The organism is Arthrobacter sp. 49Tsu3.1M3 (genome assembly GCF_900168135.1).
Taxonomy (GTDB): domain Bacteria; phylum Actinomycetota; class Actinomycetes; order Actinomycetales; family Micrococcaceae; genus Arthrobacter.
Map to the genome: position 1 here is coordinate 30844 of NZ_FUZD01000023.1, position 23168 is coordinate 54011.

Below are 23168 nucleotides of genomic sequence, written 5' to 3' on the forward strand. Positions count from 1 at the left end.
TGCCTGTCAGCGCACAAACCTCAGCGTGACCAGCTGGAAGGGCCGCAACGTCAGCTCGGCGGAATTGCCGCCTGCCGTCACTCCCGGGGCATCGACGGGCCGTTCCAGCAGGTCCACGGCGTGCAGCCCGCGGACCGCGAAATTGGCCGTCACCACGCCGGTGGATCGCTCCCCGAGGGCTTCGTAGAGCCGGACAATCACGTCCCCGGAGCCGTCTTCAGCGAGTTTGACGGCCTCAATGACAAGGGCCTGGTTGGAGACGCTGACCAGGGGCTCCGCGCCGTGCGCCCCGTGCACCACCCGCGGCGCCAGGTTGGTGCGGTAGCCCTCTTCGACGGCGTCCGCGATCGTGGCGCCCGGACGGACAGTGACGTGCAGCTCGTGCCTGCCCTGGTCCGCGCCGGGATCCGGAAACTTCGGTGCCCGCAGGAGCGAGAGCCGCACTGTGGTGGTGGTGCCGCCGTCGTCCTCCCTGACATTGCGGGTGACGTCGTGGCCGTAGCTGGAAGCGTTGGAGATCGCCACCCCATAGCCCGGCTCGGCGACATGGATCCAGCGGTGCGCGCAGATTTCGAATTTCGCGGCCTCCCAGGACGTGTTGACATGGGTGGGGCGGAACACGTGCCCGAACTGCGTCTCCGCCGCCGACCGGTCCGCCCTGACATCCAAGGCAAAGCCCAGCTTGAGCAGCTTTTCGCTCTCCTGCCAGTCCACGGCCGTGGTGATCGCGAGCGAGTCTGCACCCGGCGCGAGCGTAATCCGTTGGGTCACCGCGGAGGACCCGGCCATCCGCTCCACCACCACGACGGCGTCCGGGCTTTCCGCTCCGGGGTCGCGCTCCAGTGTCACCGAAAGCGCCTGTTCCAGACGGACGACGTTCCTGCGGTAGAAGGCGTCGATGTCCCACGCGTCCCATTCATTCGGCGTGTCCCGGTGCAGCTCCAGGAGGTTTCCTACCTCGCCGGGGGCAATTGCCTCGCGTCCGGTGGCCCGGTCCGTGAGGGAGACCAGCAGTCCGCGGGCATCCACCACGGCACGGATGATGCCATTGTCCAGAATGTAGCCGCCGCCGTCCTCAGCGACCTCTACCGGCTGCCCGGGCCGGACCGGTTCGGCAGCGGCCAGGGCAGGCACGCCCAGGCGCTCGTGCGGGGCGGCGTTGAGCAGGAATTCCCGGCTGCCGGTGCCGAGGGCCGCCGCCGCGGCATTCGTGATGATCGCTTCCAGTCCCCGTTCGACGGCGGCGTAGTTCCGTTCGGCGTCCTGGTGGACCCACGCGATGGAACTTCCCGGCAGGATGTCGTGAAACTGCTGCAGCAGGACCAGCCGCCAGAGGCGCTTGAGCTCCGCAGCCGGGTAGCGGTGCCCGGTCCGCACCGCAGCGGTGGCACTCCAGAGTTCTGCTTCCCGGAGGAGGTGCTCGCTGCGCCTGTTCCCCAGCTTGGTCCTGGCCTGGCTGGTGTAGGTGCCGCGGTGCAGTTCCAGGTACATCTCCCCCACCCAGACCGGCAGGGGCTCGTACTCGGCCTGGGCCTGGCTGAAGAAGCTGGCCGCCGACCCGATCCGCACCTTCGGGGATCCTTCCAGATCCGCCGTCCGCTGCGCTGCGGCCAGCATCTCGCGGGTTGGGCCCCCGCCGCCGTCGCCGTACCCGAACGGAACCAGCGATGTGCCTCCGCGTCCGTGGTCCCGGTAGTTCCGTTCTGCGTGCGCCAGGTCCCGGGCACTGAGGTCGGAGTTGTAGCTGTCCACAGGCGGGAAATGGGTGAATACCCGGGTGCCGTCGATTCCCTCCCAGTTGAAGGTGTGGTGGGGCATCCTGTTGACCTGGTTCCAGGAGATCTTCTGGGTCAGGAACCAGCGGCTGCCGGCGGCCTTGATGATCTGCGGCAGAGCCGCGGAATACCCGAACGTGTCCGGCAGCCACGCTTCCTGGCAATCGACCCCGAATTCGGCCAGGAAGAAGCTTTTACCCTCGAGGAACTGCCGTGCCATAGCCTCGCCGCCGGGCATGTTGGAGTCGGATTCGACCCACATCCCGCCGACGGGAACGAACCTGCCGGCGAGGACCTTGTCCCGGATGCGCCCGAAGAGCTCCGGATAGTACTCCTTCATCCACGCGAGCTGCTGGGCGGAGGAGCACGAAAAGATGAAATCGGGATTCTCGTCCATCAGCGCGACGACGTTGGAGAACGTCCGGGCGCACTTGCGGATGGTCTCCCTGACCGGCCACAACCAGGCCGAATCGATGTGGGCGTGGCCCGTGGCGACGAGCTGGTGCGCCGAGGCATAGGCCGGCCGGGACAGGACCTCGGCCAAGGCGGCCCTCCCGTCCTCCGCGGTCCCGGCAACGTCGTCTGGGTCCATGATGTCCAGCATGCGTTCGAGCGCCCGCAGGATTTCGTGGCGGCGGGGCAGGTCCATGGGCAGCTCGTGCATGAGCCCGCTGAGCGTGAGGATGTCCTGCTGCAGTTCCCAGACGGTCTGGTTGCGTTCGGCGATGGCGATCCTGCCGAGGCGGTACTTCGGCTCGCTGCCCGACGTCGCCTTGTCGCCGTAGGGGGTGGCGGCGAAAGTCCAGTTCTGGGACAAGTCGGGGTTGGCCGCGGCTTCGACGTAGAAGTCAACGGCCATGCCACTGCCCAGGAGTTTGAGCGGGATGTACTGGTTCCGTGGCGAGATCGCCTTGATGATGGTCCCGTCGGACCGCCAGGCAATGCCTTCGCATTGGAAACCCGGGAGGTCGCCGCTGAAGCCGAGGTCCACGAGGATTTCCACGGAGGTTCCGGCTGCGGTTCCCCAGGCGTCCGGCACCTCACCCCGGAGCCGGAGCCACTTGGTGCTCCAGGGCCGGCCCCACGCCGCGCCGTGTTCCTGGGGCGTGAACTCCTGCCGCAGGGCCTCGAGCACCGGCACGGGTTCGTCCGGCGCGTCCCAGCTGCTCAGGGTCAGCGGCACGCTGCGCGGGTAGACGGCCGGGCCGATCCGGTCGCGCAGAAAGCGGTCCAGCCGGACTTCCGTAAGACGGCGGTCGTCGTGCAATGTGATCCTCTTCAGCGCTGGGGGGTCCGTTCGACTCCAATCGATGGATAAAACTTACGCCGGGGAGAACCTCTTGGCCAACTGTTGCCCCTGGCCGGCCGCGGGCGCCGGAACCGCGACGCGCTGCTGGCCCGCGTACACGTTCAGGCTGGTCCGGCGGCTGAACCCGGCCAGTGTCATCCCGCTGGCCTCGGCGAGTTCGACGGCCAGGCTGGAGGGGGCACTGACAGCGGCGAGGACCGGGATCCCGGCGAGGGCCGCCTTCTGGACGAGCTCGAACGATGCCCGGCCGGACACCTGTAACACGGTGCCCCGGAGCGGGAGCAGGCCCTCGCGGAGCGCCCAGCCCACCACCTTGTCCACCGCGTTGTGCCGGCCCACGTCTTCGCGCAGGCACAGCAACTCGGCCGAGCCGTCGTCGGAGATCCGGAAGAGCCCGGCGGCGTGCACGCCGCCGGTGACCTCGAAGACCTCCTGGGCGGACCGGAGGGCGTCCGGGAGGGCCGCCAGTGTTTCGACGGGGACGGTCAGCGGATCCTGTGCCGGGCTGTAGTGCGAGGACTTCCGGACGGCATCGATCGAGTCAGTGCCGCAGATGCCGCAGGAACTGGAGGTGAAGACGTTGCGTCCGGTCTCGGGGCGTACGACGTCGGGCCTGAGCTGCGCCTCCACCACGTTGAACGTCTGCATGCCATCGGCGTCTTCGCCGGCGCAGAACCTGAGCGAGACCAGCTGTTCGGGAGCCCAGATGATCCCCTCCGAGACGAGGAAGCCTGCGACGAGGTCGAAGTCATTGCCCGGTGTTCGCATGGTGACGGAGAAAGACATGTTGCCGAGCCGGATTTCCAGCGGTTCCTCGACGGCAAGGACGTCCTCCCGGTGCCGGACCGGGAATTCGAGGGCCTGCGGGGACCCGTCCAGGACGATCTTGTGCACCTTGCGGCGCTGTGTCACACGGCCCATCCGGTGCTCCTAAGCAACATAGTGTGCCGCAGTTTGAAGCTCGCGGCGGTTTGAATCTTTGGCTGGTTCCTTCATTGTAAGTGCCTGATTCTGACGGCGTGCCTGGTCTCTGCGCCGTCGGAGCAGGTCAGGCTCAGCCCAATAGGGCACTCCAGTCCACCGGCCCGTCGCTGGCCGCGGTTTTCCTGGCGGGCCGCTTCGCCGCCGGCTTCTGCTCGGCGGCCGCCGCCGAAGCGTCAGGCAACGGCGCACCCCACGGCAGGGCGAAGCCGGGGACCAGTTCCCCCAGCTGCACGCCATGGGGCGGGACCACCAGCACACCGTCGGCGGCGGCCAGACCCCGCATCATTCCCGGACCGGTGTGCTGCGCCGGCGATGCCATGCCATAGAGCAGCCGGAAGGGCATGAGCCGGGTCCGGCCCGGGTCGGCGTCAATCGTCGAGCCGCAGGGCACCTCGCTGAGCGGGGGGATCGCGCCGTGCCCCAGCGCCGCCAGGAGTGGGGCGCCGATCGTGGACAGCGCCATCATGGCCGCGAGCGGGTTTCCTGGCAGGCCGAGGATGTAGCGGCCGTCCGGCAGCTCGGCCAGCACGGCGGGGTGGCCCGGGCGCATGGCGATTCCGTCGATCAGCAGGCGGCCGCCGAGCTCGGCGACCGAGCGCCTGAGGTGGTCTGTTCCGGAGCGCCCCGTGCCGCCGGTAGTGATCACGACGTCGGCGGGCAGGTTTTCACCGGCAGGATCGGTGTCCTCGAGGGCGGCGAGCCACTCGGCGTAGGTGTCGCCGACTTTCACTTCTTCGGTACAGATCCCGCCGAGCATTCCCACCACGGCGGCCAGTTGGGGTCCGAAGGTGTCGCGGACCTGCCCGGGTGCCGGCATCCCGCTCGTCACGACCTCGGAGCCAGTGAAAACGAGGCGGACCACGGCCTTGCCGAGTACGGGAAGGGTGTCACTTCCGGCGAGCGCGGCGAGGGCCAGATGGGCGGGGTTCAGGACCGTGCCGCGCTTGATCAGGACGTCCCCGGCGGCGGCTTCCTCCCCGGCCTTCCTGATGTGGTCGCCGTTGCGCGGGTCTCCCGGTTTCGCGGTGCCGCCCAGCTTTAGGACGGGCAGGCCGTCCTCGTCGACGTCGATGATGCCGCTTTCGCTGCGCAACACTGCCTTGGCCCCGGGCGGGATGAGGCCGCCGGTGGCAATCGGGCTGGCCTGATGTGCTGCCAGACGCTGGCCCGGTTCGGCCAGGATCCAGGGGCCGCTGCCGTTGACGGCCCAGCCGTCCATGGCAGAGGAAGCGTAATGGGGCATGTCCTGCCGGGCAACGACGTCCGCCGCGAGCGTCCGGCCGAGCGCCTGCCGCAGCGGAACAGGGGCGGCCGGGATGGGAACGGCGCACTCGAATGCGAGTTGCCGGGCCTCCTGCCACGTCTGGGCCAGGTGCCTGTGCGGCTCCGCGGCAGTGTCCTCGTCCGCTACTACATCCTGCGTCGCGGTGTCCTGGTCCCCTGCCTCCTCGTCCGCTGCATCCTGGTCCGCGGAGTCCTGGTCCGCGGTGTCTGCGCCCGCTGAGTTCTGGTGCGCCGCGACGTGAGGGCCTCCAGGTGCGTTTATGAGAGCTTCTCCACCGCTATCGCTGACGCCATCTCCACCGCCGTCTCCGACTCCGTCTCCACCTGCGGCGGCAGCGGGTCCGCTGCCATCCGGGGCCGCAGCCGTCATGCCCCGGAAGTTTCGGCGGCTGCGTAGTCCTTGGCGAGCCGGCGGGCCACGGCCATCGCGGACTCCATCGACACGGAGTCCGTGGCCTGCCCGGAGCCTGAGGCCAGGCCGGCCGCAAAGCCGGCAATGAACGTGGTCAGCGGTGCCGCCGGGCGCACCACGGAATGGGCGGCCACGCCGGCGAGGGCGAGGACCTCATTCACGTCAATCTCAACGTCGTCCAGCTCCAGGGCCTGGAGCAGGGCACGGCACCAGTCTTCCAGTGTTTCGTCCTGGCTTTTCACCGTTTGCCTCCATGGTCGAGTTCAGCTGCGCAGAGCCGGGCCGGAGCCCGGACCGCCGTCGGGAATCCTGCCGGATACCCCCAGTGCGGACGCGTCATCCCAGGTGTCGACGTCATCCGTGGAGCCCGGGGGAACGCGAACTTCCCGCACGTCCAGCCTAGCAAGAAGGGCGAACACCGACGCGTTTTCCAGCCGGTCCCGGGACGCGGCGTCCGCCACAGAACGTTGTAGCACGGCCGTGCCATAAAAACCTGCGAGCGGCTGCTTCCGGCCGTCGGCCGAGACGGCCATGACGCCGTCGGGCCCGTCCCCTTGCGGCGTGCCTGCAGCGGACGCGTCCAGCGCCTGCGCCAGGGCACGGACCGCATCGGCCGACCGGGGCATGTCACACGCCAGGACGAGGGTATAGGGCGCGGCTGGTGCATGCCGGCTCGCGTGATCGGCGGCCAGGGCGGCCAGTCCCGCCGCGATGGCTGCGGCCGGACCCGCGAAGGGCGGCTCTTCGCGGCAGGTCAGGATGCCGCCGGGCAGGCCCCCGGGGTCGGGGCCGACGACGACGGCGCGCCCCGCCGCGCCGGCGGCCAGGAGCGACCGCTCCAGGAGGGTGGCGCCGTCGTAGATCAGCCCGGATTTGGGCACGCCGCCGAGGCGTGAGGACCGCCCACCGGCGAGAATGATGGCATCGAACTCCATTGGTTCAGCCTAGCGCGGCGCCAAGAGCCAAGGGCCAACAGCCAACGGCCAACGAACAAGGCGCAATGTGCGCCAGCAGCCACGCCACCGGCTGATCAGGCAGCAGATCAGGCCCTGGCAGGAGTCAGAGCACGAGGCAGATCAGGCAGCCGATTCAGGCAGCAGGAACGGATCCCAGGCCGGCGTCGGCTTTTCGAGTTCCTTGATCTGCCAGATGGCACCTTTTGGCGGACCCGGTACAAAACCGATCTTCCAGCCCATCTCCGCCGGCGTGTGGTCGCTCTTGGCGTTGTTGCACCGCAGGCACGCCGCCACCAGGTTCTCCCAGGAGTCGGCTCCGCCCCGCGACTTGGGCTGGATGTGGTCGATGGTGTGGGCAGCCTTGCCACAGTACGCGCAGCGGTGGCCATCCCGGCGCAGCACTCCGCGGCGGCTCACCGCAGTCATCGTGTTGTACCTGGGCCGGATGTAGCGGTTCAGCAGGATCACGGACGGGCGGCCCAAAATATCCTGGGGGCCGACCACGGGGTCGTCCCCTTCGGCCACCACGCTGGCCTTTCCGGTCAGGACAAGGACGAGCGCCCGGCGGAAGGTGATGACCGCCAGCGGTTCATATCCAGCATTCAGAACGAGAGTGCGCATCCGCATACCTCTTCACGGCCGCACCCGCCAGCGGCACGAGGGCCGGCTGCCCTCTGCATGGTCGGGCTATGGATCGACAACACAAGAGTAAACACTCAAGTGCCGGATCACCGAATATTTTTTCACCGGCGCAGTCCCCGGCACGGAAAGTTCACTGCGCGGCAACGCGAAAGACCCCCGCCTGGAGGCGGGGGTCTTTCGGAAATGCTGGGGTTCGTGCTTAGGCGCCGACGCGGATGAAGACCGGGCCAGAGCCGACGTTGACGCTGTACAGTGCGGTGGTGCCGCCGTTCCAGCCGCCGTGCACTGCCATGCCGTTGCCGACGTAGACCGCGATGTGAGCCATGCCCACGCCACCGTTCTGGTAGTAGGCGAGGTCGCCCGGGCGTGCCTCGGCGGCGCTCACGGTGCGGCCCAGGGACAGGTAACCTGCCGGCCAGCCGTGGTAGTGGATGCCGGCCGCGGCCAGGGCGTTGGTGGCGAGTGCGGTGCAGTCCTGCGCCACACCGATCTGTGCGTAGGCAGCGGCGGCGATGGTCGCACCGGCGCCGCTTCCGATGCCGGCGGGGGCCTGGGCAGCGACGCCGCCGCTGACGCCCAGCTCGGTGCCGCCGGCGCGGGTGGCCGTGGCCGTGGCGTCCTGGACCTTCACGACGGGCTTGGGAGCCTCGACGACGGGAGCCGGCGTGGTGGTCACGGCGGGCTTCTCGTAGGAGATCGCGATGGTGGAAGCGGCCGAGATGGTGGCCGGAGCTGCGGACTGGACTTCCAGGGCCGAAGCGGAGGTGGATTCGCGCTGAACATTGGTTTCAGCAGCGTTGGCTGCGATTCCGCTGGTCAGGACCAGACCGGAAGCTGCGGCGATGACCGCGGCCTGACGGCCCACGCCGCCGGCGTTGTCGCCGACAGCCTTAGCAATTACAGCCAGCGAGTTGGTCTTGGTGACCTCGGCGCGGTGCCGTGCAACGTTTGCACGAGTAGTCATTAAGTTCTCTCTTTCGTGATCCTTGGACCGCGCGCTTTCGGGCACGGACTGAGGACGCTCCGGCATCTTGGGGGTACGCCGGATCGCCCCGAAATGGGTTACTTAGCGAAGGGTGTACTGCGAAGACGCGCCAAAAGCGGAAACTGCATGCTGTCCGGGCTCGGTAGAGATTGAGCCTGCGGAACGTGATCCAATCCGGGCGCCGGCAAGGGCGGCACGTGATGTGGATTCCAGCGGGCTCGACAGAGCCTCGCCGGTGCGCATGCGCGCAGAATTGTGGCGTGAAGACACGAAAGTAGCCTCTCCCAATGCCTACGAGGTGAGCTGTCGGATTCGGATGGGAGTCACCCGGCCGCGCTGCTTCCTGGGAAGCTTTGCGACTTAACCCCAAGGCCTTCTTTCGAAGGCCAAAATTGGTTCCCCCGCCCCTGCCAGACGATGTAATGCGAACGGACCTTGAGCGGTGGCAGAGCTAGGCAATCCACTCAAGAGCGCCAACTTCGGAAAAGTTGGCGTGCTTCAAACCCTACAGCAGTCTCGATCCAATGTCACATTCAGATCACGGCGTGTCATACGGAGTTGAGAGCAGCCCATCGTCTTTTTAGAGCCAGCCGAGCGGGTCAACGACGTCGCCGTTGACCATCACTTCAAAGTGGAGGTGGCAGCCCGTGGAGGCGCCGGTGGTCCCGCTCATGGCGATGACGTCACCGCGGGAAACCTTCTGACCGACCTTGACCGAGGCCGAGGACAGGTGGTTGTACGTGGTCTCCAGGCCGTTGCCGTGATCGATGACCACGCGGTTTCCCCCGCCGAAGGGATGCCAGCCGTTGAAGGTCACGGTGCCGCTGGCGGCCGCGTGGACCGCCGTGCCGCACTGGGCGGCGAAATCCTGGCCGCGGTGGAACTCCCCCGCGCCCCCGGTAATGGGGCTGACACGGTAGCCGAAGGGCGAGGCCGTGACCAGCTGGTCGAGCGGCGCACCCAGGGTGCCGGCCGATGCCGCGCGGGTGATGGTGCCCACAGACTGGGCGCTCAGCAGTTGCTTGAGTTTCCCGTCCGGATCACCCTTCGTGGTGACGGCGGTGCGGTTGAAGTCGACCTTGGCGGCGGCCGCAGCGGTGACATCCGGCTGCACGGCAGCGGGGAGCGCGCCGGAGCCGCCCGGATTCGAAGCCATCACAGGGCTCGTGACGGGGACCGTCACGGTAAGAACCAGACCAGTGGCGGCCAGCGCGATCCCGGCCTTCTGCCCGACTCCGCTGGCCGCGGCAAAGTCCGTGACCTGGCGGAACGGACTGCGACGGCGACGCCGTTCATCGCGGTGCACGTCCCGCGGGCGTTCGGCCGTGTGTGCGACGACGGGACGCGGCTCCGGAGCGGGACCGGTCGCGCGGCGACGGCCCCTGGCGGTCTGGGTGGTCAAGAACGGTTCCTCTCTGGATGGCCTGCGAAGTTAGCTGTCGGATTCGGGTCAGAGAGATCAAAGACCCGGCCCGCCGTTGCAAGCAGCCACGCACAGAGGCATCCCCAGGGGATCCTTCGGTGGAAGCTGCTTGCCGCTGACGGACTTCACCCCAAGGCTGCCGAAGTAGCAGCCGAAAGTGGTTCCCCCGCCCCTGCCAGGAGGTAGTTCTGCGACTGATCCGCTGGCAGGGCTCGGCTTCGGATCAGGTAACGCTTTGGTATCGGTACTGGGCACTAACTATAGGGGATTAAGCCGCCCGGTAATAAATCCGTAACCGCAAATGTGTACAACTCATGGGTCGTCCCATGACCGGCGCATAGTGGCTGGTCAGGCGACTGTTACAAACACGTGCGCGGCAACCTCGGGCGGCAGTTCCAGGGCACCTTCGATATCGGGGACGCGGACCGAGATGTACTCCCCCACCCGCTCCAGCGAGACCAGCGCGCCAGGCCTGATTCCGCCCTCGTCGAGCTGGGCCAGAAGCTCCGGCTCCACCTGGATCGGCTCCGCGAGACGGTTGACCGTAACCCGTGAGGTTACCCCGTAGCCGGCCATGGCCTCCAGAAGGTTCACGGGCCTGTCCACGGGGGCACCGTTGGGCACGCCGCCAAGATCCGCAAGCCCTGGAATAGGGTTCCCATAGGGCGAGACGGTCGGGTGGTTGAGCATCTCGAAGATTCGGCGCTCAACGCGTTCGCTCATGACATGTTCCCAGCGGCACGCTTCCTCATGAACGTAGGCCCAGTCGAGCCCGATCACGTCCGCCAGGAGGCGTTCGGCCAGACGGTGCTTGCGCATGACGCCGATCGCGCGTTTCCGTCCCGTTTCCGTCAGCTCAAGGTGCCGGTCGCCGGAAACAACCACCAGCCCGTCGCGCTCCATCCGGCCGATGGTCTGGGACACAGTGGGGCCGGAGTGGCGGAGCCTTTCGGCGATGCGGGCGCGGAGGGCAACGATGTTTTCTTCTTCAAGTTCCAGAATGGTCCGAAGATACATCTCCGTGGTATCGATCAGATCCGTCATTCAGCTCAGCTCCTCGAGCGCAGTCCTAGCGTCATTCCCACCGTACCGCGTGCGGGCTGCGTGCAGGATGCGCCCAGGCGGGAACCGCCGTACGTTCGCATGCCAGCCTAGCCTATTTTGAATTACTCCGGATAATCTTTCGATCGACCTGGAGCTATTGTCCCAGCCCCAGCCGGCCGGCCGTCCCCAGCGTCTCAATGACCGGACTATGACAGGCCTTTTTCCGTATCGCCGGGAGCTGTCAGGCAAAATGAAACAGGCAGAATGAAAAGGGGTGTCCGTGGCAGCCATCCCTGCCCGCCACCTCCCAGCCACGCTACGAACCAGCCGAAAATTGGAGCCACTGTGAGCGACACCAGCATCACGATCCCCGCCAACCTCCTGCCCAAGGACGGACGGTTCGGCGCCGGCCCGTCCAAAGTCCGGCCGGAACAGATGGACGCCCTGGCCGCGGCATCGTCGAAGCTGCTGGGGACCTCGCACCGTCAGGCACCCGTGAAGAACCTGGTCGGCTCGGTGCGCAGCGGCCTCAGCGAATTCTTCCGGGCACCGGAAGGCTATGAAGTGGTGCTGGGCGTCGGCGGATCCACCGCGTTCTGGGACGTTGCCAGCTTCGGGCTCGTGGAGAACAAGGCGCAGCACCTGTCCTTCGGCGAGTTCGGCTCGAAGTTCGCTTCCGCCACCAACAAGGCGCCGTTCCTTGCCGAGTCCTCCATCATCAAGGCTGAACCCGGCACCCGCCCCACCGCCCGGGCGGAGTCCGGCGTCGACGTCTATGCGTGGCCGCAGAACGAGACCTCCACCGGCGTTGCCGCCCCTGTCCAGCGGGTGGCCGGCGTCGACGAGGGGTCGCTGGTGCTCGTGGACGCGACCTCGGCCGCGGGCGGGCTGGACGTGGACGTGGCGGAGTCGGACGTGTACTACTTCGCGCCGCAGAAGAACTTCGCGTCCGACGGCGGCCTGTGGCTGGGCCTGTTCTCCCCGGCGGCGCTGGAACGGGCGGCACGGATCAAGGCCGGCAACCGCTGGATTCCCGACTTCCTTGACCTCCAGACGGCGATCGACAATTCCCGGCTGAACCAGACCTATAACACCCCCGCGCTGGCCACCCTGGTGACCCTGGACGCCCAGGTGCAGTGGCTCAACGCCAACGGCGGCCTGGACTTCGCCGCCGGCCGGACCGCCGATTCTGCCGGCCGCATCTACCGCTGGGCCGAAGCGTCCGAATACGCCACGCCGTTCGTGGCCAAGGCCGAGGACCGCTCGAACGTGATCGCCACGATCGACTTTGACGAATCGATCGACGCCGCGGCCATCGCCAAGGTGCTCCGCGCCAACGGCGTCGTCGACACCGAGCCGTACCGCAAGCTGGGCCGCAACCAGCTGCGCATCGCCACCTTCGTGGCGATCGAGCCCGACGATGTCTCGGCACTGCTCGAGTGCATCGATTTCGTCGTGGCGGAACTGAAGAAGTAGCCCCGCGTCCGGCGTCGTCACGGCCCTTAGGAACCTAGGCCGTGACGACGCCGTCGTCGTTTCAGGTCCGGCCGCCCTGCTGTGCCTCCGGCCGCGCGTCCCGGCCGGGACCGGCCGCGCCGGTCCGGCTTTCGACGCGGAAGTACCGCAGCCCGTGGGCGCGGCGGTTGAAGAGGAGCCGCAGGTGCTTCGCGCGGATGATCCACACCAGCCCGATCAGGGCTGCCAGCAGGCCGGCGCCTGCCGCGACCGCCATGGACCAGCGGGGGCCGGCGGTGTTTGCCACCCAGCCGACGAGCGGCGCACCAAGGGGAGTTCCGCCCATGAAGATCGCCATGTAGAGGACCATCACCCGGCCCCGCATCACGGGCTCAGTCGTGGTCTGGACGTACCCGTTGGCGCTCGTCATCATGGTGATCGCGAACAGCCCCACGGGCACGAGTGCGACGCCGTACCAGAAGTAGTTCGGGGCCATCGCTGCGATGCCCGAGGTCACGCCGAAGGCGGCGGCCGCCCCGAAGATGACCCGCAGCCGTGGCTTGCCGCGGCCGGCGGACAGCAGGGCCCCGGCGACGGATCCGATGGCCATGATCGAATTCATCAGGCCGAAGGCCCCCGCGTCCAGGCCGAATTCCGTCCCCACCATGGCCGCGATGAACAGGGCGAAATTCAGCCCCAGGGTTCCCACGATGAAGATCGCCACCAGCACCACGACCAAATCCGGACGGTACCTCACGTAGCGCAGCCCCTCCCGGATCCTGCCCTTGCCCGCCGGTGCCCGCGGCAGCCGGCGCAGCGACGACGACGGGATTTTCGCCAGGCTGAGCAACAGGGGCACAAAGGTGAGCGTATTAATGAGGAAGACCCAGCCGGGCCCGACGACGGCCGTGAGCACGCCGGCGACGGCCGGACCGATCATCCGGGCAACATTGAAGGACGCGCTGTTCAGGGCCACGGCGTTGGGGAGGTAGTCGTCCTGGACCAGTTCCGAGACGAAGGTCTGCCGGACGGGGGCGTCCAGGGCCGAGACCACCCCGAGCATCAGGGCGAAGGCGTAGACGTGCCAGAGCTGCGCCGCGCCCGTGACCACCAGGATGCCCAGCCCCGCGCTCAGCAGAGCCATGGCTGACTGGGTGAGCACCAGGAGGCGCTTGCGGTTGAACCGGTCGGCGATCAATCCGGCCACGGGTGCCAGGAAGAGTTGCGGGCCCAGCTGCAGGGCCATCGTGATTCCCACCGCCCCGGCATCGTGCGCCGTCAGGTGGGCGAACACCAGCCAGTCCTGGGCGGTGCGCTGCATCCAGGTGCCAACGTTGGAAATGAGGGCGCCGACGAACCAGATCCGGTAGTTCAGGATGTGCAGGGATTTGAACGTGGACATCAGCCCCAGCCCTCCCTAGACACGCTCCCGGACGCTTCCAACCGCTAGTCGGCCTCGCCCGCGGAGCGTTCCCGCTCGTCGTCCGTCTCGTCGTCGTCCGTCTCAGCGACGTCGGCGTCGTCGGCAGCGTCGTCGGTGTCGGCGTCGGACGCCTGCGACGGCGCTTCGGAACCGGACGGCGCCTCGGCAGCCTCGTCAGCCTGCGCGTCTTCCGGGCGGACCCGTTCGGCCCATGGAACCCAGGCCGGTGCCAGGATGGAGTCCTCGGAGGGCAGGAGGCCAAGTTCGTCCACCGTGACCACCTTGGAGCGCGAGTTGCGCGTCAGCACGGCGTACCACTGCCAGCCCAGGTATCCGGGGAGCCTGGATTCGAACAGGTGGGTCACCAGGCGGTCGCCTTCGCTGCGGGCGCCGATGTGCTCGCCGATCTGCTCGGCGGGGGCAATGCCCTCCACCGCGGTGCGGGCGACGTCGACGGCGGCGGCCAGGAAGGCGTCAGGCTTGCCGGTGCGCCAGACGGGCACGCCGGCGCGCGGGCGGATTCCCTGCTTGGAGCCGGCTGCCTTGGTCCCGGCGGGCGCTGCGGATCCGGCATCCGGCGCCGGCAACTGATCAGGTTCCTGAGTCATCAAAAGCCTTATACGTCCAGCTCGTCGGCAACCTTACGGAGGGCCGCTGCGATCGCCTTGCCCTTGTTGCCTTCCGGGTACTTGCCCGCGGACAGGGTCCCGGACAGGTTATCCAGCACGCTGACGAGGTCCTGGACCAGCGGGGCAAGGTCCCTGGCGCTGGGCCGCTTTGCCTTGGCGATGGACGGCGTCTTGTCCAGCACGCGCAGGCCCAGGGCCTGGGCGCCCTTGCGCCCGTCCGCTACACCAAATTCAACACGCGTGCCGGCCTTGAGCTCCGTGATGCCTTCGGGCAGCGCGGACTTGGGCAGGAAGACTTCCTGGCCGTCCTCGCCCGCGAGGAATCCGAAGCCTTTTTCCTTGTCATACCACTTGACCTTGCCGGTAGGCACGTAATCAACCTTCTTCGTTCTGCGGGGACACGGCCGGCGGTCACCGCATCCGCATGGATACGCGGGTTCAGGGTATGACTGCCCGGACCGTGTTGGTCTGTAACTCCAAGGTTATCCTGCCTGGTTCACTTTAGCGGCTTGAGGCGCGGGCGATGCCGGACTGTTAGCGTTGCCCCCATGACACTGACGCGTTACCGGCGGCCTTTGATGATCGTAGCGGCCACCCTTGCTGTGCTGTCCCTCGTTGCCGTCGGCGCTGTCATGGCCATGGCCTTCAACAATGCCGTAGCGCCCGCCTGGATTACCTCGACGGCCCTCTACGGCCTCCCGGTGGCATTCCTGCTGATGCTGGCCCTCGTTGTCGACGCGGTGGCAGCCCGGCGCCGCCCGCGCGGGCCCGGCGAAAGGTAACGTTGGAGCGATGTCCCTCATCCGCGCGCTCAGCAAGGAACTTCAGGCACGAAGCGACGAATCGTTGCGGGCCTTGTTCTCCGCGCGGCCGGACCTGATTTCTCCCGGTGTCCCGGACTTCGCCGCCCTCGCCGCCCGTGCCAGCGGACGCGTCAGTGTGCAGCGGGCACTCGAACGGCTCAACCGCCCGCAGATGCAGGTCCTGGAAACCCTGCACCTGTGCACCAACGCCGATACCGGGCACAGCGCGTCGGCGGCGATGCTGAAGAAACTGATCAACGGCTCCTCGGTTGCCGCCGTCGACCGGCTCCTCCATTCCCTGCAGGAACTGGCCCTCGTCCACCGCGCCGATCCGCCGCACGGCGCGACCCCCGCCGCCGCCAAACAGCGCCACTACCTTCCGGTCGGCAGCCTTAAGGACGTAATTGGCATCTACCCAGCGGGGCTGGGGCGCAGCTACACCGAACTTGTGCGGCTCCAGCCTGCTTTTGCGCAGCGCGTGGTGCAGCTGGTGGGGGAACTTCACCGCGCCGGGGCGTCCATCTCCCCCGCGACGACGCCGATGGAAGCCGCCCTGTCCCTGCAGCACTGGACGGCAACACCGGAAGCGCTCCAGCACATCCTGGCCTCCGCACCGGACCGGACCGCCGCCCTTCTGGCCCGGTTCGGGAACTGGGCCATGGGCGCCGTCCCGCAGGCGCAGCGCCGGGCGTCCGTGCTCCACGAAGCCGCCGACGTCGGCCCCGTGGACTGGCTGCTGGCGCGCGGGCTGCTGGTACCGCTGGACGCCGCGCACGTCGAACTGCCGCACAGCGTCGGAGTGTCGCTGCGCGGCGGGTTTGTCATCGAGAACTTTTCGCTCACGCCGCCCGTCCCCCGGCTGGGCAACACGAGCGCGGGGCTGCGCCGAAACGCCGCGTTGGGCGCCATCGCCGAGACGCTGCGGCTCGTGGGCGAGGTGCTCTACACCGTGCGCGAACAGCCGCTGGCGACGCTGCGCAGCGGGGGCGTAGGGGTCCGGGAGATGAAGCGGCTGGCGGATTCCCTGCGGATGGACGTGCACGAGGCCGGCGTCCTCGCGGAGCTCTGCGGAATGGCCGGTCTGCTGCGGCTGGACGTCGACAGTTCCGCGTGGGTGCAGCCGCCGCAGCTGGAGTGGCTGTCGCTGCCGCGGCAGGAGCAGTGGCTGTGGCTGGTCAACGCCTGGCTGGCCAGCGAGCGCGCACCGTCCCTCGTGGGCCAGCCGGTGAATGCTGCCGCCCCGGGCCCGGCAGGGCACCGGGGCCCGGCCGGGACAACCATCAATGCGCTATCCGCCGAGGCGCAGCGGCCGGACGCCCCGGTGATCCGCAAAAGGGTCCTGGAAATCCTGCACGAACTCACCCTTGAGGCCGTGGCGCCCGACGGGCAGGCCCCCGTCCTCGATGCCGCCGCCGTGCTGGAGCGTGCCGAGTGGACGCAGCCCCGGATGGCCAGGCGCTTCAGCTCGCTGATCCGCGGCATCCTCGCGGAGGCCGAGATGCTCGGCCTGATCGGCTCCGGGGCGCTGAGCCAGCTGGGCGCCGCGATCGCCGCCGAGCAGCCGGACGACGCCCTGGGGATCCTGGGCGAACACCTGCCCGCGGCCCTGCAGCATGTGTTGCTGCAGGCGGACCTGACGGCGGTGGCGCCGGGCTACCTCGACCCCGAACTGAGCGAACGGCTCCTGACCATGGCCACGGCCGAAGGGCAGGGACCGGCCACCATCTACCGGTTCTCCGTCACCTCCGTGCGCCGGGCCCTCGACGCCGGCCAGGACGCCGCGGCGATGCTGGACTTCCTGCGCCAGCATTCGGCCACCGCAATCCCGCAGCCCCTCCAGTACCTCATCGAAGACACCGCAGCGCGGCATTCCCGGTTGCGGGTGGGGGCCGCGGCCAGCTTTATCCAAAGCGAGGACGAGGCTGCCCTGCTGGAGCTGCTCAACGCCCCGGCCGCGGCCGGCCTCGGGCTGGTGCGCATCGCGCCCACCGTGGTCGTCTCCCACGCCGCGCCCCGGGAAACCGCCCAGGTCCTGCGGGGTCTGGGGCTCGCCCCCGTCCTGGAGGAAGCTGCCTCCGCCGTCGTCCGGCTGCGCCGCAGCACCCCCGCGCCCGGCAGCGGCCGGCCGGTCTACACGGCCCCGCGGACCGCTCCGCCGGAGGCCGACATCGAGGCCCAACTGGCCGTGCTGCGCGCCAACGGGTCCCGGGCGCCAGGCTCCGGCACCCACCCGCCGGCGGCCCCCGGCAGCGAGGAAGCGACCCAGCTGGGCCTCGAGACCCTGCTGAAGGCGATCCGCCTCAGGCAGCGGGTCATCATGAACGTCGTGGACAGCATGGGGAATGCCACCCGCGAGACGGTTGTTCCGGTAGCAGTAAATGGCGGGCGGGTGCGGGTGTTCGATCCGGACAAGGAGATCGAGCGGGTCCTGTCCATCCACCGCATTATCGACGTAGAAGCTACAGAGGAATTGTTCCAGTGAATGACGGGCCCCTGATCGTCCAGAGTGACAAAACCATCCTGCTGGAGGTCGACCACGAACTCGCAATGGAGGCCCGGCACGCCATCGCGGCGTTCGCCGAGCTGGAACGGGCCCCGGAGCATGTGCACAGCTACCGGCTGACGCCGCTGGGGCTCTGGAACGCCCGGGCGGCCGGGCTGGACGCCGAAAAAGTGCTGGACACCCTGCTCAGGTACTCCCGTTTCCCCGTGCCCCACTCCCTGCTGATCGACGTCGAAGAGACCATGTCCCGGTACGGCCGGCTGCGGCTGGAGAAGGACCCGCAGCACGGCCTGGTCATGCGCACCTCCGACTACCCGGTGCTCGAAGAAGTCAGCCGCGCCAAGAAGATCGCCCCGCTGCTCGGGCCACGGATCGACGGCGAGACGGTGGTGGTGCATTCCTCCCAGCGCGGCCAGCTCAAGCAGCTGCTGCTCAAGCTTGGCTGGCCGGCCGAGGACCTGGCCGGCTACGTGGACGGCACCCCCCACCCCATCATGCTCAACGAGTCGGGCTGGAAGCTGCGGCCGTACCAGCAACTGGCCGCAGAGAACTTCTGGGCCGGCGGCAGCGGCGTCGTCGTCCTTCCCTGCGGCGCCGGCAAGACGCTGGTCGGGGCTGCCGCCATGGCCACGAGCTCCACCACCACGCTGATCCTGGTGACCAACACCGTCGCCGCGCGGCAGTGGAAGGACGAGCTCCTCAAACGCACGTCGCTGACCCAGGAGGAGATCGGCGAGTACTCCGGCTCCGTCAAGGAAGTCCGGCCGGTCACGATCGCCACCTACCAGGTCCTGACCACGAAGCGCGGCGGGCTGTACCCGCACCTCGAGCTCGTGGACGGCAACGACTGGGGCCTGATCATCTACGACGAGGTCCACCTGCTGCCCGCGCCGATCTTCCGGATGACGGCGGACCTGCAGGCCCGCCGCCGGCTCGGGCTGACCGCCACATTGGTGCGGGAGGACGGCCGGGAGGGCGAGGTCTTCAGCCTGATCGGTCCGAAACGCTACGACGCGCCGTGGAAGGACATCGAGGCCCAGGGCTACATCGCCCCGGCCGATTGCGTGGAAGTCCGGGTGGACCTGCCCCGCGACGAACGGGTGGCCTATGCCATGGCCGAGGACGCCGACAAATACCGCCTGTGTGCCACCTCCGAGACGAAGACCCGGGTGGTCGAAGAACTCGTCGCCGAACACGCCGGGGAACAGCTCCTGGTGATCGGGCAGTACATCGACCAGCTCGACGAGATCGGCGAGCGCCTGGGCGCGCCGGTGATCAAGGGCGACACGTCGGTGAAGGAACGCCAGCGGCTCTTCGACGCGTTCCGCACCGGCGAGGTGCAGACCCTGGTGGTGTCCAAAGTCGCCAATTTCTCCATCGACCTGCCCGAGGCGTCGGTCGCGATCCAGGTCTCCGGGTCATTCGGGTCCCGCCAGGAGGAGGCCCAGCGCCTGGGCCGGCTGCTGCGCCCGAAGAAGGACGGCCGCTCCGCCCGGTTCTATTCGCTCGTGGCAAGGGACACCCTGGACCAGGATTTCGCCGCGAAGCGGCAGCGGTTCCTCGCCGAGCAGGGCTACGCCTACCGGATCATGGACGCCAAGGACGTCGGCACCGCGGGCTAGCCGGGTGCCGGGGATGCGGCCATGCAACACACAACCTCCATTCAGAAAACTCCCAGAGTCTGGGAGCATCATGGGAACATGAAGAAGAACGGTCCCGAAGCCAAGCTGCTCGTCGTCGATGACGAACCGAACATCCGCGAGCTGCTCTCCACCTCCCTGCGCTTCGCTGGTTTCGAAGTCGTCTCGGCCGGCAGCGGACGCGAGGCACTGGCCGCTGCCGAACTGCACTCCCCCGATCTGGCGGTGCTGGACGTCATGCTGCCGGACATGGACGGCTTCACCGTTACCCGCCGCCTGCGCGCCGCCGGCAAGCACTTCCCCGTCCTGTTCCTCACGGCCAAGGATGACACCGAGGACAAAGTCACCGGCTTGACCGTGGGCGGGGACGATTACGTCACCAAACCGTTCAGCCTCGACGAGGTGGTGGCCCGCATCCGCGCCGTACTCCGGCGCACGCAGCCCCAGGTCGACGACGACGCCGTGATCCGGGTCGATGACCTCCAACTCGACGACGACGCCCACGAGGTCCGCCGCGGCGGGACCGTGATCGAGCTCTCGCCCACGGAATTCAAGCTCCTGCGCTACCTCATGCTCAATCCGAACCGGGTCCTGTCCAAGGCCCAGATCCTCGACCACGTGTGGGAATACGATTTCAACGGCGACGCCTCGATCGTGGAGTCCTACATCTCCTACCTGCGCCGCAAAGTGGACATCGATCCCGATGCCCCGGCACTGATCCAGACCAAGCGCGGCGTCGGCTACGTTCTGCGGACTGCCGAGAAGCGCTGACTTTGCTGTACCGCTGGAAATCGGCGTCGCTGCGCTCGCAGCTCGTGGCGATCATGATGGCGCTCATGCTGGTGGCCCTCACGGCTACCGGGGCGGGCACGCTGACGCTGCTGCACAGCTTTCTGCAGGGCCAGGTGGATGACAAGCTCCGGGCCGCCGTCGAATCCGCGCGCCAGCAGCAGTCCTTCAGCCAGCTGCAGGAGACCAACTCCACCGTTCCCACCGATTACTCGCTGATGCTCTTCAGCCCCGGTCTGCCGCCCTACACATTCGGCGGCGACAAGGAATCCCACCCCGCCATCAGCACCTTTTCCTCGGTCGAGGCCCGGGAACGCCAGCAGATGCCGTTCCAGGTCCGCGGATCCGAGGGCGGCAACTGGCGGGTCGTGGCCGTCAGCGTGGTGGACAACAACAACCGCGGCGCCGTCGTCGTGATCGGACTGCCGCTGGACCCCGTGGATTCGGTGATGGAACACGCTGCCCTGGTGGTGGTGGGCGTGGGCCTGCTGACGCTCGTGCTGGCGTTCTTCATCGCCACGTGGACCGTTTCGCGGTCCTTCCGGCCGCTCGCCCGGGTGGAAAAAACTGCTGCCGCGATCGCCGCGGGAGACTTGTCCCAGCGTGTGGAAGTGGAGAACCCGGGCACGGAGGTGGGCCGGCTTGGGAGCTCGCTCAATGCCATGCTCGCGCACATTGAGACGGCCTTCGCCGCCAGGATGGCGTCCGAGGCGCGGATGCGGCGCTTCGCCGCCGACGCCTCGCACGAACTGCGCACCCCGCTGGTGACCATCCGCGGGTTCTCCGAGCTGTACCGGCACGGGGCGTTGTCCACTCCGGAAGACGTGGCCACGGCGATGGGGCGGATCGAAAGCGAAGCCAAACGCATGGGAGCCATGGTGGAAGACCTGCTGCTGCTGGCAAGGATTGACGAACAGCGCCCGTTGCAACAGAAACCCGCAGACCTGCTGCTGCTGGCCAACGACGCCGTGGTGGACACCCAGGCGAGCGACCGCAGCCGCACCATCACCCTCACCGGGCTTGACGGCGCGGCCCCGGCCGCCGCCCCGGTGCTGGGCGACGAAGCCAAACTGCGCCAAGTGGTCAGCAACCTGGTCGGCAATGCCCTGCGTTACACGCCGGAGGGCACCCCTGTCGAAATTGGCGTCGGGGTCCGGACCGCGCCGGACGGAACACGGCAGTCCGTGATCGAGGTCCGGGACCACGGACCGGGCGTCCCCGATGACGAGGCGGCCCGGATTTTCGAGCGCTTCTACCGCGCCGACACCTCCCGGACCAGGGAGACCGGCGGCAGCGGGCTTGGCCTGGCGATCGTGGCCGCCATCGTCGGGTCGCATTCCGGGTCCGTGCGGGTCGGGAAGACCGACGGCGGCGGTGCCACGCTGGTGGTCAGCATCCCGTTCCTGGACGAAGAGGCCACGGAACGGTCCACAGCGGACTTATCCACATAGGAGCCGACGGCGGTGTCCGGCCGGCGCACCGCCCGCCTACGCTCGAGGTGTCCGGAAGATCCGGATGAGGCAGCCGCTCCCCCGCCAGCTCTCACCGAAAATGTCACCGAAAATTGTGACCGCAATACCTCACCGCAGACCCGCTGACGTTCACCGTGCTCCGCCGGGCCGCGGCCGCCTCCCGAGCATTCGAGAGGCAATTCCATGAGCATCATCTCCGTCGATACGGAACTCCTCCAGCTGAAGTCCGCCAACGTGCAGGCCACAGTGGAGAGGATCAGCGCGGACGTCCACGCCATGAAACGGGGGCTGGACGAGCTCCAGGGCAGCTGGCGGGGCTCCGCGGCGACTAATTTCCAGGCCCTCATGGCCGAGTGGACGCTGACCCAGGGCAGGGTCGAGGCGTCTCTGGCGTCCATCAACCTCGCGCTGAACTCCGCTGCCGCCACCTATGCGCAGGCGGAACTGGGCAATGCGCAGCGCTTCACGTGAGCCGCACGCGCCCTCAGGCCTCGGGTGTGCCCTGGTGGAAGCGCAGGCGCCATTGCGCGCCTTCAAGGACCCACAGGGAGCTGCGCAGGGCTGATCCCTCTCGGGTGTGGCTGCGGTAGGTCAGGAGGATGGTCTTCTCACCCAGCCGGTCCGCGCCCAAGAGCTCCAGCTCCACGGCTCCGCCGGGGTTGTCCTCGAGTGACATCATCATGGCGTCGCGGGTCCAGATCCGGCCGGAGCTGCCGATCTCGGTGAAATCCGGGTGGAGCAGCACGCCCGTGCGGCCCAGGTCCGCCCGGGTTTCGGGGCGGAGCAGTTCGCGTTCGAGGGACTCGACGACTGCTTCGGCGCTGGCCTCCGCCAGGTCTACGGCAGGTTCCTCTTCGAGTTCGCTGAAGAGGTCCGGTTCGTCGTAGGTCCCCGGCGCGCCAAAGAGTTCCTGCTGGCCGGATGGCGCCGGGGCTGCCTGCGGCCGGGTCGCGGCTGCAGGGGCGGCCGCGGGCGGGGCGGCGGGCTGTGTCTCGCCCTGCTGTGGCTTGCCCTGCTGTGTCTCGTCCTGCTGTGTCTTGCCCTGCTGTGTTTTGCCCGCTGGCGGTTCGCCCTCCGGGGTGCCGAACCCGGGACCCTGCCGGACGGCCACGCCCTGCTGGTACGCCGTGGCCGCTGCCCGGGCGCGGACGTCCGCCGCCTCGTTGAGCTCGTGCCCCGCGTGGCCCCGCACCCACTCGAAGGTGTACTTGCGGCCCAGAAGCGCCTGGTCGATGTCCTTGAGGAGATCCACGTTCAGCACCGGCTTGCCGTCGGCTTTGCGCCAGCCCTTGCGTTTCCAGCCGGGCATCCACTTGGTCACGGCGTTGATGACGTACTGGCTGTCGCAGAGGATCAGCAGGTCTTCCCCGGGCATGTGCGCCGTTGCCCGGAACAGGTCCAGCACCGCCATCAGTTCGCCCTGGTTGTTCGTGCCGTGGGGCCATCCGCCGGCCCGCCAGCAGTCGTCATTCACGTACCAGGCCCAGCCGGCCGGGCCAGGATTTCCTAAGGCCGAACCGTCGGCCGCTGCTGTAATCGTCACTGACCTATCCTGCCAGAACCCGCCGACGCCCACAGACGCCCAGCGCCGCCCCTTGGATCGGGAGTGCGCTTAAACGGCAACGGCGGCCCCACCCGAA

The 23168-nt window shown here is 68.2% G+C and carries 20 protein-coding genes and 2 riboswitches; of the genes, 7 read left to right on the forward strand and 13 right to left on the reverse strand.

Features of this window, described 5'->3' with window-relative positions; all coding sequences use genetic code 11:
- Positions 1-6 precede the first annotated feature (6 nt).
- The 9 genes from B5X90_RS18260 to B5X90_RS18300 all read right to left on the reverse strand — a co-directional run bounded on the left by B5X90_RS18260 (position 7) and on the right by B5X90_RS18300 (position 10814).
- A complete protein-coding gene (locus B5X90_RS18260; protein ID WP_079555351.1) occupies positions 7-3042 on the reverse strand; it encodes an alpha-mannosidase in 3036 nt (1011 codons plus the stop codon).
- Between the two features lie 54 nt (positions 3043-3096).
- Positions 3097-4005: a formate dehydrogenase accessory sulfurtransferase FdhD gene (gene fdhD / locus B5X90_RS18265; RefSeq protein WP_079555352.1), complete on the reverse strand. Its 909-nt coding sequence runs from the start codon at positions 4003-4005 to the stop codon at positions 3097-3099.
- Between the two features lie 133 nt (positions 4006-4138).
- Positions 4139-5722, reverse strand: coding sequence for a molybdopterin molybdotransferase MoeA (locus B5X90_RS18270; RefSeq protein ID WP_079555353.1), 1584 nt, complete (start codon positions 5720-5722; stop codon positions 4139-4141).
- Entirely contained in the window at positions 5719-6006 is a 288-nt protein-coding gene (locus B5X90_RS18275; protein WP_079555354.1) for a DUF6457 domain-containing protein, read from the reverse strand. The genes B5X90_RS18270 and B5X90_RS18275 overlap by 4 nt, the downstream gene beginning before the upstream one ends.
- A 21-nt stretch (positions 6007-6027) precedes the next feature.
- On the reverse strand, positions 6028-6699 hold the full coding sequence (locus tag B5X90_RS18280; RefSeq protein ID WP_079555355.1) for a molybdenum cofactor guanylyltransferase: 672 nt from the start codon (positions 6697-6699) through the stop codon (positions 6028-6030).
- 141 nt (positions 6700-6840) lie between these two features.
- Entirely contained in the window at positions 6841-7341 is a 501-nt protein-coding gene (locus tag B5X90_RS18285; protein WP_079555377.1) for an HNH endonuclease, read from the reverse strand.
- Positions 7342-7561: 220 nt separating this feature from the next.
- Positions 7562-8326 (reverse strand): NlpC/P60 family protein, encoded by a 765-nt coding sequence (locus tag B5X90_RS18290; protein WP_079555356.1) that lies wholly within the window; start codon positions 8324-8326, stop codon positions 7562-7564.
- Between the two features lie 295 nt (positions 8327-8621).
- Positions 8622-8805: riboswitch (cyclic di-AMP (ydaO/yuaA leader) on the reverse strand.
- Positions 8806-8927: 122 nt separating this feature from the next.
- Positions 8928-9749 (reverse strand): M23 family metallopeptidase, encoded by an 822-nt coding sequence (locus B5X90_RS18295; protein ID WP_079555357.1) that lies wholly within the window; start codon positions 9747-9749, stop codon positions 8928-8930.
- A 4-nt stretch (positions 9750-9753) separates the two neighbouring features.
- Positions 9754-9969: riboswitch (cyclic di-AMP (ydaO/yuaA leader) on the reverse strand.
- A gap of 149 nt (positions 9970-10118) precedes the next feature.
- On the reverse strand, positions 10119-10814 hold the full coding sequence (locus B5X90_RS18300; RefSeq protein WP_079555358.1) for a metal-dependent transcriptional regulator: 696 nt from the start codon (positions 10812-10814) through the stop codon (positions 10119-10121).
- Between the two features lie 345 nt (positions 10815-11159).
- On the opposite strand from B5X90_RS18300, the gene serC reads away from it, so the two are divergent.
- Positions 11160-12290 carry a phosphoserine transaminase gene (serC, locus tag B5X90_RS18305; RefSeq protein WP_079555359.1) on the forward strand — a complete coding sequence of 377 codons (1131 nt, stop codon included), beginning with the start codon at positions 11160-11162 and terminating at the stop codon, positions 12288-12290.
- Between the two features lie 61 nt (positions 12291-12351).
- Here serC and B5X90_RS18310 read toward each other — a convergent pair whose 3' ends face one another.
- The 3 genes from B5X90_RS18310 to B5X90_RS18320 are packed head-to-tail and all read right to left on the reverse strand — an operon-like array spanning position 12352 to position 14692.
- Positions 12352-13671 carry an MFS transporter gene (locus tag B5X90_RS18310; RefSeq protein ID WP_079555360.1) on the reverse strand — a complete coding sequence of 440 codons (1320 nt, stop codon included), beginning with the start codon at positions 13669-13671 and terminating at the stop codon, positions 12352-12354.
- A gap of 44 nt (positions 13672-13715) precedes the next feature.
- A complete protein-coding gene (locus tag B5X90_RS18315; protein ID WP_079555361.1) occupies positions 13716-14300 on the reverse strand; it encodes a DUF3027 domain-containing protein in 585 nt (194 codons plus the stop codon).
- 8 nt (positions 14301-14308) lie between these two features.
- Positions 14309-14692, reverse strand: a complete 384-nt coding sequence (locus tag B5X90_RS18320; protein WP_018776003.1) for a cold-shock protein — start codon at positions 14690-14692, stop codon at positions 14309-14311.
- A 177-nt stretch (positions 14693-14869) separates the two neighbouring features.
- Here B5X90_RS18320 and B5X90_RS18325 point away from each other — a divergent pair, with 177 nt between their 5' ends.
- The 6 genes from B5X90_RS18325 to B5X90_RS18350 all read left to right on the forward strand — a co-directional run bounded on the left by B5X90_RS18325 (position 14870) and on the right by B5X90_RS18350 (position 21999).
- Positions 14870-15103: a hypothetical protein gene (locus B5X90_RS18325; protein ID WP_079555362.1), complete on the forward strand. Its 234-nt coding sequence runs from the start codon at positions 14870-14872 to the stop codon at positions 15101-15103.
- Positions 15104-15113: 10 nt separating this feature from the next.
- Positions 15114-17606, forward strand: coding sequence for a helicase-associated domain-containing protein (locus B5X90_RS18330; RefSeq protein WP_079555363.1), 2493 nt, complete (start codon positions 15114-15116; stop codon positions 17604-17606).
- Complete coding sequence (locus B5X90_RS18335) at positions 17603-19249, forward strand: DNA repair helicase XPB (RefSeq protein ID WP_079555364.1); 1647 nt, start codon at positions 17603-17605, stop codon at positions 19247-19249. The genes B5X90_RS18330 and B5X90_RS18335 overlap by 4 nt, the downstream gene beginning before the upstream one ends.
- A 78-nt stretch (positions 19250-19327) precedes the next feature.
- Positions 19328-20038 carry a response regulator transcription factor gene (locus tag B5X90_RS18340; protein ID WP_018775770.1) on the forward strand — a complete coding sequence of 237 codons (711 nt, stop codon included), beginning with the start codon at positions 19328-19330 and terminating at the stop codon, positions 20036-20038.
- Between the two features lie 2 nt (positions 20039-20040).
- Entirely contained in the window at positions 20041-21507 is a 1467-nt protein-coding gene (locus B5X90_RS18345) for a sensor histidine kinase (RefSeq protein ID WP_079555365.1), read from the forward strand.
- Positions 21508-21711: 204 nt separating this feature from the next.
- Positions 21712-21999 carry a WXG100 family type VII secretion target gene (locus tag B5X90_RS18350; protein WP_079555366.1) on the forward strand — a complete coding sequence of 96 codons (288 nt, stop codon included), beginning with the start codon at positions 21712-21714 and terminating at the stop codon, positions 21997-21999.
- Positions 22000-22012: 13 nt separating this feature from the next.
- Here B5X90_RS18350 and B5X90_RS18355 read toward each other — a convergent pair whose 3' ends face one another.
- Positions 22013-23071, reverse strand: coding sequence for a ribonuclease HI family protein (locus B5X90_RS18355; RefSeq protein ID WP_079555367.1), 1059 nt, complete (start codon positions 23069-23071; stop codon positions 22013-22015).
- Between the last annotated feature and the right edge of the window lie 97 nt (positions 23072-23168).